This window comes from Glaciecola sp. KUL10, from assembly GCF_003203515.1.
Lineage (GTDB): Bacteria > Pseudomonadota > Gammaproteobacteria > Enterobacterales > Alteromonadaceae > Glaciecola.
The window spans coordinates 1-12,857 of the sequence record NZ_BGNG01000017.1; the positions used below are offsets into that span (position 1 = coordinate 1).

The 12,857-nt window shown below is 41.7% G+C and carries 14 protein-coding genes; 6 read left to right on the forward strand and 8 right to left on the reverse strand.

The annotated features are described in order from the left end of the window. The first annotated feature begins 289 nt into the window (after window positions 1-289). Both KUL10_RS17810 and KUL10_RS17815 read left to right on the forward strand, forming a co-directional pair. A complete protein-coding gene (locus tag KUL10_RS17810; RefSeq protein WP_110430312.1) occupies window positions 290-907 on the forward strand; it encodes a LysE family translocator in 618 nt (205 codons plus the stop codon). 30 nt (window positions 908-937) lie between these two features. Further along, a complete protein-coding gene (locus KUL10_RS17815; protein ID WP_110430313.1) occupies window positions 938-1,480 on the forward strand; it encodes a gamma carbonic anhydrase family protein in 543 nt (180 codons plus the stop codon). A gap of 7 nt (window positions 1,481-1,487) precedes the next feature. Here KUL10_RS17815 and aroE read toward each other — a convergent pair whose 3' ends face one another. From aroE to KUL10_RS17855, 8 genes are all read right to left on the reverse strand, one after another. Next, on the reverse strand, window positions 1,488-2,309 hold the full coding sequence (gene aroE / locus KUL10_RS17820) for a shikimate dehydrogenase (protein ID WP_233499879.1): 822 nt from the start codon (window positions 2,307-2,309) through the stop codon (window positions 1,488-1,490). Between the two features lie 161 nt (window positions 2,310-2,470). Beyond that, window positions 2,471-3,172 (reverse strand): OmpW family outer membrane protein, encoded by a 702-nt coding sequence (locus KUL10_RS17825; protein WP_110430315.1) that lies wholly within the window; start codon window positions 3,170-3,172, stop codon window positions 2,471-2,473. 153 nt (window positions 3,173-3,325) lie between these two features. Beyond that, a complete protein-coding gene (gene hemF, locus KUL10_RS17830; protein WP_110430316.1) occupies window positions 3,326-4,246 on the reverse strand; it encodes an oxygen-dependent coproporphyrinogen oxidase in 921 nt (306 codons plus the stop codon). Between the two features lie 38 nt (window positions 4,247-4,284). Then, on the reverse strand, window positions 4,285-4,842 hold the full coding sequence (locus KUL10_RS17835; protein WP_110430317.1) for a Sua5/YciO/YrdC/YwlC family protein: 558 nt from the start codon (window positions 4,840-4,842) through the stop codon (window positions 4,285-4,287). A gap of 159 nt (window positions 4,843-5,001) precedes the next feature. Continuing rightward, a complete protein-coding gene (locus tag KUL10_RS17840; protein ID WP_233499880.1) occupies window positions 5,002-5,448 on the reverse strand; it encodes a topoisomerase DNA-binding C4 zinc finger domain-containing protein in 447 nt (148 codons plus the stop codon). Window positions 5,449-5,511: 63 nt separating this feature from the next. After that, window positions 5,512-5,988, reverse strand: coding sequence for a DUF494 family protein (locus tag KUL10_RS17845; protein WP_110430319.1), 477 nt, complete (start codon window positions 5,986-5,988; stop codon window positions 5,512-5,514). 4 nt (window positions 5,989-5,992) lie between these two features. Further along, window positions 5,993-7,144 (reverse strand): DNA-processing protein DprA, encoded by a 1,152-nt coding sequence (dprA, locus tag KUL10_RS17850; protein WP_110430320.1) that lies wholly within the window; start codon window positions 7,142-7,144, stop codon window positions 5,993-5,995. 50 nt (window positions 7,145-7,194) lie between these two features. Then, a complete protein-coding gene (locus KUL10_RS17855) occupies window positions 7,195-8,256 on the reverse strand; it encodes a LysM peptidoglycan-binding domain-containing protein (RefSeq protein ID WP_110430321.1) in 1,062 nt (353 codons plus the stop codon). Window positions 8,257-8,537: 281 nt separating this feature from the next. Here KUL10_RS17855 and def point away from each other — a divergent pair, with 281 nt between their 5' ends. The 4 genes from def (at window position 8,538) to trkA (ending at window position 12,852) form a co-directional block, all read left to right on the forward strand. Next, entirely contained in the window at window positions 8,538-9,047 is a 510-nt protein-coding gene (gene def / locus KUL10_RS17860) for a peptide deformylase (RefSeq protein WP_110430322.1), read from the forward strand. A gap of 4 nt (window positions 9,048-9,051) precedes the next feature. Continuing rightward, window positions 9,052-10,008: a methionyl-tRNA formyltransferase gene (fmt, locus tag KUL10_RS17865; protein WP_110430323.1), complete on the forward strand. Its 957-nt coding sequence runs from the start codon at window positions 9,052-9,054 to the stop codon at window positions 10,006-10,008. 93 nt (window positions 10,009-10,101) lie between these two features. Further along, window positions 10,102-11,442 carry a 16S rRNA (cytosine(967)-C(5))-methyltransferase RsmB gene (gene rsmB, locus KUL10_RS17870; RefSeq protein WP_233499881.1) on the forward strand — a complete coding sequence of 447 codons (1,341 nt, stop codon included), beginning with the start codon at window positions 10,102-10,104 and terminating at the stop codon, window positions 11,440-11,442. A gap of 30 nt (window positions 11,443-11,472) precedes the next feature. Further along, complete coding sequence (gene trkA, locus KUL10_RS17875; RefSeq protein ID WP_110430324.1) at window positions 11,473-12,852, forward strand: Trk system potassium transporter TrkA; 1,380 nt, start codon at window positions 11,473-11,475, stop codon at window positions 12,850-12,852. The last annotated feature ends 5 nt before the right edge of the window (window positions 12,853-12,857 follow it).

Below are 12,857 nucleotides of genomic sequence, written 5' to 3' on the forward strand. Positions count from 1 at the left end.
TAAAACCACTTGCTGCTTCAGCGTTGCGTTAATGCCCTGTTGGGCTTGCCTCGTTGAAGAGGTGCGCATTGTACACGCGCCAACTTTAAGGTCAACACTATTTTTGAAAAAATTTAAGTTTTATTGCTGTTCGCACAAAATAAGAGCAAAACGCTTAAAAACACAACTCTTCTCAGTGGTTTTGGAGCTAAATACACAATTATAACGGGTATTTTTCAAAATCAACCAAGATAGCAAAGCGGTACAAAGTAGTTTATCGTCGTTAAATGAGTTAACTTAAATCTTTATTATGCCTGATTCCGCAACGCTACTTTTATTTATACCCACTATGTTTTTAGTCAGCATCTCTCCTGGTATGTGTATGACCCTAGCAATGACGCTTGGCCTATATGTGGGTATCAGAAAAACACTATGGATGATGGTAGGTGAGTTGCTTGGTGTAGCGCTTGTTGCAGTGAGTTCGGTACTTGCAGTTGCAATACTAATAGATGCATACCCCATATTACTTACACTACTGAAGTGGATCGGGGCCGCCTATCTTTTATATTTAGGTATACAAACATGGTCAAGTAAGATGAGCTTTACTAACGAATCAGATTTTGGCACGAGTATTACTAAAACTAGTTTGTTTTTGCAGGGGTTTGCGACAGCTATTGCAAACCCAAAAGGTTGGGTGTTTATGATTGCCCTTTTACCTCCACTTATAACACCTAATAAACCGATGTTCATTCAAACCTCCGTTTTTGTTGCTATTATTCTTGTAAGTGAATTGGTATGTATGATGCTATACGCAAGCAGTGGTCGTGCATTACGAACCTTTTTTATGAAGAACAATAATGATAAATGGATGAACCGCATTACAAGCCTTTTACTAATAATGGTTAGTCTATGGTTAGTTGTGAGTTAATGTGTTGAGGAGCGTCCAAGGAGTAAAAAGATGACGATAAGAACCTATAAAAGTATTCCACCAACAATAGCAGCCAATGCATATGTAGATGAAAGTGCAGTGTTGGTGGGTGATATTACTATCGGTCAAGATAGCAGTATTTGGCCACTAGTAGCTGCTCGCGGCGACGTTAATGTTATCAAGATTGGCGAACGAACGAATGTTCAAGACGGAAGTGTACTCCATGTCACTCGTAAATCTGAAAGTAACCCAAATGGTTTTCCACTTCTAATCGGCGATGATGTGACAGTAGGACACAAATGTATGCTTCACGGCTGCGTATTGGGTAATCGAATATTAGTGGGCATGGGCGCGATTGTCATGGACGGCGCCGTTGTTCAAGACGATGTATTTATTGCTGCGGGTGCACTAGTCCCCCCCAATAAAACGCTCGAAAGTGGCTATTTATATGTAGGCAACCCTGCCCAAAAGAAACGTCCACTGAAACCAGCAGAACAAGCATTTTTAAGTCAATCAGCTAAAAACTACGTCAAGCTTAAAGACGAATATTTGGATGAACTCAATAATAGCTAGCCTCGTGCTAGCTATTTTGTAATTCGATTCGAAGTGCTTTTATTACCGAATCTACGTTAGGCCTCTCACCCAACCACAAATAAAAACTTTCGGCAGCTTGTCCAACAAGCATCCCTAACCCATCAGCTACATTTTGCAAGCCCTGAGACTTTGCCCACGCAACAAACACCGTATCTTCATTTCTATAAACCATATCGTAAACACAAGTATTATTGTGAGTATGCTTATTATCTATCGCTGGTAATTGGTTGTTTAAACTTAAAGACGTTGCATTAATAATTAAATCATAACAGCCTAGCTTATCAACCTGATCGATACAGGTCGTAATTTCATTAGGACAAACCTGAGATAACCGCTGCGCATTGTCTAAACTGCGATTTAAAATATCCACTTGTGCAGGTCGAGCATTGATAATGTTTGAAAAAGCGCCTCGTGCCGCTCCACCAGCACCAATCAATAGTACTTTGCGATCTTCAATTTGCATATCAAGGCGCAATAAATCACTGACTAAACCAACGCCGTCAGTACTATCACCAACAAAATGATTATCTTTTCGAATAATAGTATTCACAGCTTCAGCGGCTTTCGCTCCGTCTGTTAGCGAATCGACCCAACGAGCTGCATTTTCTTTAAAAGGCATAGTGACATTCGCACCCAACGCATCTGGATGATCGAAAAAGCGCTCAAAATCCTCTTCGACATTGGTTTCATTTCCTAAAATCGCTTGGTAGTCGATATCAATACCGACTTCTTTAGCAAACATTGAATGTATAAGGGGTGATTTACTTTGAGCGATTGGCTTACCAAATACTGCGAATTTTTTTGTCACGAACATGAATCTATAGATGAGTTTGATTAGGAGAATACACTTGAGTAAACAAGCTAATCAAGTAATGCTTGTAATATAATAGATGCAAAAAACCGCGAGTATCAGCGGATACGCGCGGCTTTAAAACTAGTCTCAACGACTAGAAAATACAAATATGCAGATTAGAATTTATAAGCAATAGAAAGAGTGTAAACCCAAGGGTTGATATCAACTGTTTCAATTTTACCAATGTCTGAACCTGCAACTTTAAAGTCAGCTTCTGTTTCAATATCTATATAACGAACAGATGCGTTTACATAGACACCTTCAGAAACTTCATAATCAGCACCGATTTGTGCTGAAAAACCAAATGAAGCATCTAAACTCAAATCAGATACAACAGCCCCTGCTGCACCTTCGATAACATCAACAGTGCCTTGGTTAAACTCTTCATCAAAGAATACTGTGTAGTTTAAACCCGCACCAATGTATGGCTGGAATTTTGAACTTGCATCTAAAAAGTAATAGTTAGCAGTGACCGTTGGCGGTAGGTGCTTAGTTTTACCTAAGTTGATATCCCCACCAGCAATATCGATATCGTGCGAAAACGGTGTAGCGGCCAATACTTCAATATTGATATTAGGGGTAATGAAATACGCTAAGTTAAGACCTAATTGAGCGTTGCTATCAACACTGACGGGGCCAACGGTTGCGCCACCCAACGCAAAGTCTGCACCGCCAACTAAGATATTTGAGCTGCTGTCATCAGGTGCAACGTTAGTCACACCTGCGCGAACTAAAATATCACCCGCTTCGTGTGCAAAACTAGTTACAGGAAGCGCTAATGCAGCAAAGATTGCAGTTGCTAAAACTTTATTTCTCATGTGTGTTCTCACTTAATTAAAAATAGTTGAATGTGCTTAATGACGCTCATACTAGTGTGAGAAAAAAATAAAATTTGATCTAGATTAAGCTTTTTAGCTTGTTGATGCTTATCGTGTTTTTTGCTTGATCTGAATCAACAAAAGCCACGGCAATTATCCCGTTTCAGACAGCCAGTCTCTTGCTTTAAGAAATTTGTTAAGTTTAGCTTCGGGCGTTTCTGGGTTAGGTTGGTAGTTATACTCCCACCTAGCAAGTGGTGGCATCGACATTAAAATGGACTCAGTGCGCCCGCCAGTTTGCAGTCCGAACAAGGTGCCGCGATCATATACAAGGTTGAACTCTACGTAACGACCTCTTCTATATAATTGAAACGCACGCTCTCGTTCGCCGTATGGCGTATTTCGTCTATTTTCAATAATAGGCACATAAGCGTCTAAGTACGCATCTCCTACCGATTGCATAAATTTAAACGACTTATCAAAACCAGGTTTGTTTAAATCGTCGAAAAATAACCCGCCTACTCCGCGCGTCTCATCACGATGTTTGAGATAAAAATATTCATCGCACCACTTTTTATAGTCAGCGTAATAATTTTCGCCAAAGGGGTCGCAGGCTTTTTTGGCCACGGTATGCCAATGCACAACATCATCTAAAAATGGATAGGTCGGCGTAAGATCAAAGCCGCCACCAAACCACCAGATAGGATCATGTCCTTCTTTTTGCGCAATAAAAAACCTAACATTTGCATGTGATGTGGGAATGTAAGGATTGTGCGGATGAATCACTAATGATACGCCCATTGCTTGGAACTCGCGCCCTGCTAGCTCAGGCCGATGTGCAGTGGCTGATGCAGGCATCTTATCACCAAAAACATGCGAAAAATTTACGCCTCCCTGCTCTATCACTGTACCATTAGACATGACTCGCGAGCGACCACCACCACCTTGTTCTCTTACCCACTCATCTTGTTGAAACTCACCTTTACCGTCACAAAGAGACAGAGTTTGACAGATATTGTCTTGTAGCTTTAATAAGTAGTCTTTAACTTGGTCAATTTGAGTCTGGTTTACCATTTAACGTTCCGAATTGTTTTAAAACAAGGTATAAAAGACTATCGCAGTCTTTCTAATGTAAGGCTATTGGTAATAGTACTTGGTTTTTGCTGTGAACCCAATGGACCATCAATAATCAAAATTTGATCTTGGAAGTAGTTTTCAACCTCTATTGCACTGCGAGCGGGTACTAAACCAGCAGGATTAGCGCTGGTTGACACTAGCGCCGAGCCCACCGCATTGCACATATCAATCACAAGTGGATGATCGGTCACTCTTACCGCAATCAATGGCGAATCACCTGAAATCCACGCCGGTGTTTTATCACTTTTTGGCATTAACCACGTAAATGGACCGGGCCATGATGCTTCAATTTTCTGTTGATGCTCTAAGGGTATCGCATCCCAATCAACAAAAGGCATGATTTGCGAGACATCGGCCGCAATGATAATGACACCTTTTTCAACAGGTCTTACTTTTAAACGCAAAATTTCATCCATCGCTTTTTGACTCAAGGGGTTACACCCGAGTCCGTAAACAGCTTCTGTTGGATAAGCAACCACCTGTTCATTGTTAAAACAAGCTTTAAAACTTTCTAGCCATGGGTGTTGATTCATGCTTTATAGTCTCTGTGTAGTATTGAGCTAAAACAAAAGTGGGCTCTAATTAAATTCACGCGTAGTGTAATCGCTATCACTTGATGCGTTAATCAATATTAAACAGAAATGATCATATAGAAATTTCGAACAAAAAAACGAGTAGTAAACTGATTTGTATTAGCCCGGATTTTCGATGTGCTTACATTTTGGGTAAGCATCGCAAGCAATAAAGGTTTTTCCGAATTTGTTTTGCCGCTTGACTAAATTGCCTTTATTACATTTTGGGCAAGCACTGACGTCTTCTGACTCGTTTTTGTTTTGGCTAGCAATGTAGTGACACTCAGGAAATGAAGTACACCCAATAAACATGCCATAGCGACCTTTTTTGACAGCCAACTCTGAACTGCACTCAGGACAACTTGAACCGTCCATGACTTTTAAGGTAGAGACTTCGGCCTTTTTTGTGCTTTGCGTGAAGTCACATTTAGGGTAGTTGCTACAAGAGAGAAACGAGCTCTTATTTACATATTTTATGCGAAGTTCGCCATCGCACATAGGACACGCGCCATAGGCTTCGTTTAGCGCGTGCTGCCCTGCAGTAAATAGAGACTGATCAATCTTCATCAATAGTCTACCGAATCATTGAATAGCTGGTCTTCAGAATCAAAGTTAAAGAGGCCAGAGTGATTAATGTTTTAGACCGTCCATTTCATCAAACAATAAATCTTCCATCTGTTCGTATGCTAATTCTTTACCTGGCACATTAAACAGAACCATCAACACCACCCATTTTAAGTCTTCCAAGCAAAACTCAGGGGTGTCAATTTCCATCACTCGGTCCATCACCATTTCTCGAGTCGCAGTATCGAGCACATTGACTTGCTCCAAGAACAAAATAAATCCGCGACATTGTAAATCAAGGCGCTGCTGTTCTTCGTACGTGTAAATACGCGTGCTAGTCGGAGTGGTGGTTTTCTCTATATAACAATCAGAGTCAGTTTCTTGCAGCTGGGCTAGTTTTTCTAACCAGCTAAGTGCCTGATAGATTTCATCTAAATGAAACCCCGCTCTTGTTAGCTCATCGGTCAGTTCGTCGTGGTCGACGCGGTATTCAGTTTCGTTGTGTACTAAATTTTCAAAAAGATACATCAGGATATCAAACATAGCTTTAGCCCCCTAGTTTGACGTAGCCTTCTGAAGTAGAGGCTACTAATCCACGCAGCTCATATTCTAGTAATTGTCCAAGCAAATCAGAAATTGAAATGCCTGTTCGCTGCGCAATTAAATCAACCGGTGTTGATTCATAACCTACACTATCTAACAACAGATCACTTGCCAAGCTTTGATTGGTTTTTTTTGTGGTTTGTGAGGATATTCCGCTTAATGACGCTTGTTTTGTCCATTTATCACCCAACACATCAGTAATATCGCTAGCACGCTCCACTAAGTTTGCGCCTTGCTTGATTAGCCAATGGCAACCTTCTGCATTTGGGTTTCGAATATTGCTTGGCACTGCAAATACTTCTCTATTTTGTTCAATTGCATAGTTTGCAGTAACCAAAGACCCACTTTGAATGCGCGCCTCAGACACCAAGGTACCCAAGGCCAATCCACTTATTATCCGATTTCTTCGTGGAAAAAAAGAAGGTTGAGGAAGCGTTCCAGGTAAAAACTCACTGATAATCAAGCCATTATTTGCTATTGAATCATAGAGCTTTGCGTGTCGTTTGGGGTAGACCACATCTACACCGCACCCCAAAACGGCAATCGTATTCATACCGCTTTCTAATGCCTGACGATGTGCAATGCCGTCGACGCCAATTGCCAAACCACTGATAACAGCTAACTCTGAACAAGCACTAAGCTGAGACACCAGTGTTTTTGTATTTATTTGAGCATCTGTAGACACGCGGCGACTACCAACAATAGCCAACATGGGGGAATCTAATAGGTTGATATCACCTAAGCAAAACAATACTAACGGTGGTTGAGATACTTGTTTTAACAGTTCAGGATACGTTTCGAAATCATAGCAAACCACGCTGTGTTTATCGGATTTTGATAACCAACTTAAGACTTTGTTCACACTTTTGTTTGGCGTAGTCAGTTGAGAAATTTGCTCTGATGACCACCCTAACCCAATCAATTCATCATTATGAGTAGAACATAAACTCCTTAATCCACACCCGAGTAAACGACATGTTTTGAGGATTGTTGAAGGACCAACCCCAGTGACTTGAATTAATCGCAAGTAATTTTCTAGAAGTTTAGTATCAGTTTTAGATGTGAGGGCTAACAAGCGTCCGTGCTTATTATTCATTTTTTATGCTCCTTTGCATTTCTGCATGAAGCTTCGTCACTTCATGGAATTTATGGTTTGGCGACGATTTCACCACCTCTTAGATATGTGTTTGCTTTTGTAACCCATCCGTAACTGGCGTGCTCAAAGGATTTAAAAATCACTAGCTCGCCAACTTTTATTGCTGGTTGCTCGATACGCTCATCAAAAGAAAAGTATGATATAGCCGTCGTTTTCGCGCGTTCATATGTTGGTGTTTCGCCATCATAAATAGCAGGGCCTTGAGCATAAACCCCCATCACCGTGCCGGGTTTAACAAAACGTTTTCCAAGGTTGATAATGACGACGTCTTGCTTGCCGACAAGTTTGCGTCCATTAATATTACTAATTAGTTCGCCACGCTGTGTTGTAGCGGCACTAAGGGTCATATCGTTATTCGATGCCTGCATTTCAGCAACTAATTTGTCACCTTGGCGAGTCTCTGAGCGGCTATCATCTAGTTTAATATATTGAAGAGGATGCTTGCTTTCCTCTACCGTCTTTGCTTTGGCAATATGGTCAACTTGGTAGCCTAAAAACTTTCCGTTGCTATCTTCAATTCGTCGTTGTTTTCTCACTACATCAAACTTGTGAACCTTGTTATTGGGTTTATGACTTAATACAAAATCGTGTGACACAAAACCAGGTGTACCCACTGAGTCACCTAAAATGTGTGGTAGCGCATCATATTCCTTTGCGCTCATGATACTGTCATTCGCCACATGAGGTGCTAGTTTTTGCCATGGCAGTACCTGTATGGCCTGCGACTTCATCATCACGTTTTGATCAGGAGACAGCGTTAATCTAGTCTTGTCTCTAATCACTTCAAAAGTGGGTTGACCATCTACATAACGCAACTTGAGCGTATCACCAGGATATATAAGATGTGGATTTTCAATTTGGGTATTATTACGCCAAAGTTCAGGCCACAACCATGCCTCTTCTAAAAAGACAGTTGAAATATCCCACAGCGTATCGCCTTTTTTTACAACATATGTTTCGGGCGCACCAGCCTTGATATTGATTACATCTGCGTATGAGACAAAGCTCATCATTAGTGCTATCAAGCTAATCAATTTTGCGAAAAAGGTCATTCGTTTCACCTAATTTTGGGTTAATACTAGCGTGCTAACTCGGCCTTAAAAAGCTGACTGATAGTCCTGTTTTTTGTTGTTTGTCTTAATAAACACTGCACAAACACATCACTATTTATCTAGTTTTGTGTGTTCTTATCGACAATATAAACAATAAAATTAGACCTGCGCCTTATGTATCACGTAAGGAATAATGTAGAATAAGGATTGAAATCAAAGATTAAATACCCACAGTCATGTAACCGTATGGTTTTAAATACTGTGATGAATGAGCGAAGATTATGGCCGTATTAGAAGTTTTAACCTTTCCTGATGAGAGACTGCGCACAATTGCTAAGCCGGTTGCGAAAGTCGATGCAGACGTAAAAAAACTAGTTGAAGATATGTTTGACACCATGCGCGATGAAAAAGGCATAGGCCTTGCCGCGACACAGGTCAATGTACATAGACGTGTTGTTGTGATGGATGTCAGCGAAGAACAAGACAACCCTTTGGTGTTTATCAATCCTGAAATTATTCACAAAGAGGGTTCAACCATCAGCGAAGAAGGTTGTTTGTCGGTGCCGAATAACTATGCCAAAGTCGACCGCGCTGAAAAAGTGACGGTAAGCGCACTTAACCAAGATGGCGAACAGTTTGAGTTAAACGCAGATGGCTTATTGGCAATATGTATTCAGCATGAATTGGACCATTTACAAGGCAAATTGTTCGTCGATTATTTATCCCCATTAAAGCGTCAGCGCATCAAGAAGAAACTTGAAAAAGAAGCGCGCTTAGCGGCCAAGGCATAGTTTTATGTCCATTAGTGAAAGCACGCCATTGAATATTGTGTTTGCCGGTACACCTGAGTTTGCCGCTAAACACTTGCAAGCACTGTATGACTCAAGGCATAAAGTCGTGGCTGTTTATACACAACCAGACAGACCAGCTGGGCGAGGCAAAAAGCTCATGCCAAGCGCGGTAAAAGTGTTAGCCGAGTCTGAAAACACGCCAGTTTTTCAACCTGAAAACTTCAAAACTGAAGATGCACAACAAACGCTTGCTTCACTTAATGCAGATGTGATGGTGGTGGTGGCTTACGGGATAATTTTACCGAAAGTAATTCTCGATACACCAAAGTATGGCTGTTTAAACGTACATGGTTCGTTGCTACCTCGTTGGCGAGGCGCAGCACCTATTCAACGGGCAATATGGGCTGGTGATAAATTTACCGGTGTGAGCATTATGCAAATGGACGAGGGCTTGGATACAGGCGATGTATTGCTTGAAAAATCGATGGCCATTCCGCCTGCCGCAACAAGTGCCACGCTATATGAAGACTTGGCCGAGCTAGGTCCACCAGCCTTGGTAGAAACCCTAGACAACTTACTTGAGTTAAGTCCTACCAAACAAGATGAAGAACAAGCCAATTACGCTAAAAAGCTATCAAAAGAAGAAGCTGAAATTGATTGGCGGCTTGATGCGCAGCAGTTACACCGAAACGTGCGCGCTTTTAATCCATGGCCGATTTGTTGGTTTACACATCAAGGTCAATCGATCAAGGTTTGGCGAACAGAGGTGGTTGAATCATTGGAAGGGGCGCCCATAGGCACAATCGTAGATGTAGACAAAACTGGGGTGGAAGTCTCGGTAGGCAAACATAACTTAAAACTTTGCACAATTCAGCTTCCTGGGAAGAAACCGGCAGATGTCCATTCGATAATTAATGGAAAACCAGACTTGTTTAAGACTGGTATGGTCTTAGGTGAATAAGTAGTTAGCTTAGCACTTATTGGATTTGCCAATATAAGGTTTGCCAAGAACGTTTGTACATTACAAAAGAACAACCTAAAAAGAGTATTATCATTGAATCCAAAAGTAGGTCGTTACCCTACACATCCTAAAAACGTGCGTGCTGATGCCGCATGGGTGCTATTCCAAGTGTTAGAGCATGGTCGTTCTTGCCAAGAACTAATGCCTTTAATTTTTGAGCGACATGAAACTCAACAGCGAGCTTGGTTGCAAGAAATGATCTTTGGGTGTTTACGCGATATCCCTAGACTTCAACTATGGTTGCGCCAATTACTAGACAAACCCTTAAAAGGTGAGCAAAAACCCATTGAACACTTAATAATGCTTGGGTTTTATCAGCTTAGCTTTGCCAGAACATCAGACCATGCAGCTGTTTCAGAAACAGTCAATGCAGTGGAGTTACTTGGCTCTCATCGATTAAAAGGCCTAGTTAACGCCATTTTAAGAAATTTCCAGCGCCAAGAAACCAAAGACCAAGAAATTAAACAACCACATGTTCAATCAGGCTTACCTAAGTGGCTATACAAGCAATTATTAACGACCTACCCTGAACAATTTGAGTCTATTGTTGAGCAAACTAATCAACGCCCTCCTCTTTGGTTGCGCGTTAATCAATTAGTATCAAGTGTTTCTGATTACGCTACAGCTTTAAAAAACGAAAACATCGAACACGAAATAGACAATGCGACCAATGCCATATTATTAAAACAAAAAGTTGAGGTTACTCAATTACCTATGTTTCAAGAAGGTGCGTTCTCGGTGCAAGATAAAGCAGCTCAATATGCAGCGCTTTTGCTGGATGTACAAGCCGATGAGCATGTATTAGATTGTTGTGCAGCTCCCGGCGGAAAAACAGCACATTTACTTGAGTCTCAACCAAACTTAGCGTCATTGACTGCTATTGATTCAGAATCGCAACGCTTAGACCGAGTACACGAAAACTTTGCTCGCTTGGGACATGATAAACGCTTTGAAGGTCGATTAAGCATATTATGCAAAGACGCTAGCTTGTTTGGTCTAAATGAAGATATTCCCAAGTTCGATAAAATTCTATTAGACGCGCCTTGTTCTGCTAGCGGAGTCATTAGAAGACACCCCGATATTCGTTGGTTGCGCAAGAAAGACGACATTGAAAATCTACGCGCACTACAACAAGAGATTCTTGAAAACATTTGGACCTTGCTGGCACCTGGCGGCACGCTTCTTTATGCTACCTGCTCAATCTTAGCGCAAGAAAATAAGACGCAGATATTGTCATTTTTAAGCCGGCACCCAGAAGCACGTCTCAAACCAATTAATCAATTTGATACCGATGATTCACCGGGTTGGCAAATTTTACCGGGTGAAGCACAAATGGATGGTTTCTATTACGCAAGATTGGTAAAGTCAGCGTAAATGGAGAGTGCCAAAATAAAGAGTGCGTAAATGAAAATAATAATAATTGGTGCAGGACAAGTTGGCGGCACACTTGCTGAAAACTTGGTTGGCGAAAAAAACGAAATCACCATTATTGATTCAGATATGGAAACCCTACGAAACCTCCAAGACCGCTTGGATTTGCAAGTAGTGTGTGGCACTGGCTCTCACCCAGATATACTCAAAAAAGCAGGTGCAGAAGACGCAGATATGCTTATCGCTGTCACCAACAGTGATGAAAGCAACATGATGGCCTGTCAGGTCGCTTATAGCTTATTTAAAACGCCTACTAAGATTGCGCGCGTTCGTTCCGAGCAATACATTATTTATCAAGACCAACTATATAAGCATCAAGATATCCCAGTTGATCATCTGATCGCCCCCGAGCAGCTTGTTACTAAAGCGATTAAACGACTGATTGATTATCCCGGCGCGTTACAAGTAGTCGAATTTGCTGACGGACGCGCCAGTTTAGTGGCAGTTAAAGCGTATTATGGCGGATTGTTAGTAGGTCATGCATTATCAGCACTTAAAGAACATATGCCCAATGTTGATACGCGAGTGGCAGCAATATACCGACGCGGCAGACCGATTCGTCCATTAGGCTCTACCGTCATTGAAGCTGATGATGAAGTGTTTTTTATCGCCGATACTAAGCATATTCGCGCCGTAATGAGCGAACTACAAAAGCTTGAATCAAGTTACAAACGCATCATGATCGCAGGAGGCGGATTAATCGGTGCGGGGCTGGCAAAACGCTTAGAAAGTCGACATAACGTTAAGTTGATAGAGTACAGCGCAGCGCGCGCTCAAGAGCTTTCAGGCCTACTTAGCAAAACAATTGTATTTCATGGAGATGCCTCAGATTCCTCTTTGTTAAGTGAAGAAAACGTAGAACAAGTGGATGCGTTTATCGCCGTGACTAATGACGATGAAGCAAATATTATGTCAGCCATGCTAGCCAAACGGATGGGCGCAGCAAAAGCAATGGTACTGATCCAGCGTAGCGCTTATGTTGACCTTGTGCAAGGTGGAGAAATTGATATTGCATTCTCTCCTCAACAAGCAACGATATCAGCGCTTCTCACGCATATTCGTCGCGGCGACATCGTTAATGTTTATTCATTGAGACGCGGCGCAGCCGAAGCGATTGAAGCGATAGCGCATGGCGATGAAAACACATCAAAAGTTGTTGGCAAACAGATCCAAGATATCAAGTTACCGCCCGGTACAACGATTGGCGCGATCGTACGCGAAGATGAAGTGGTTATCGCGCATAGCGACACAGTCATAAAAGCAAATGATCACGTGATTTTGTTCTTGGTCGATAAGAAATTCATTAACGACGTAGAAAAACTGTTTCAGCCTAGCGCTTTGTTTTTCGGTTAGCCTTG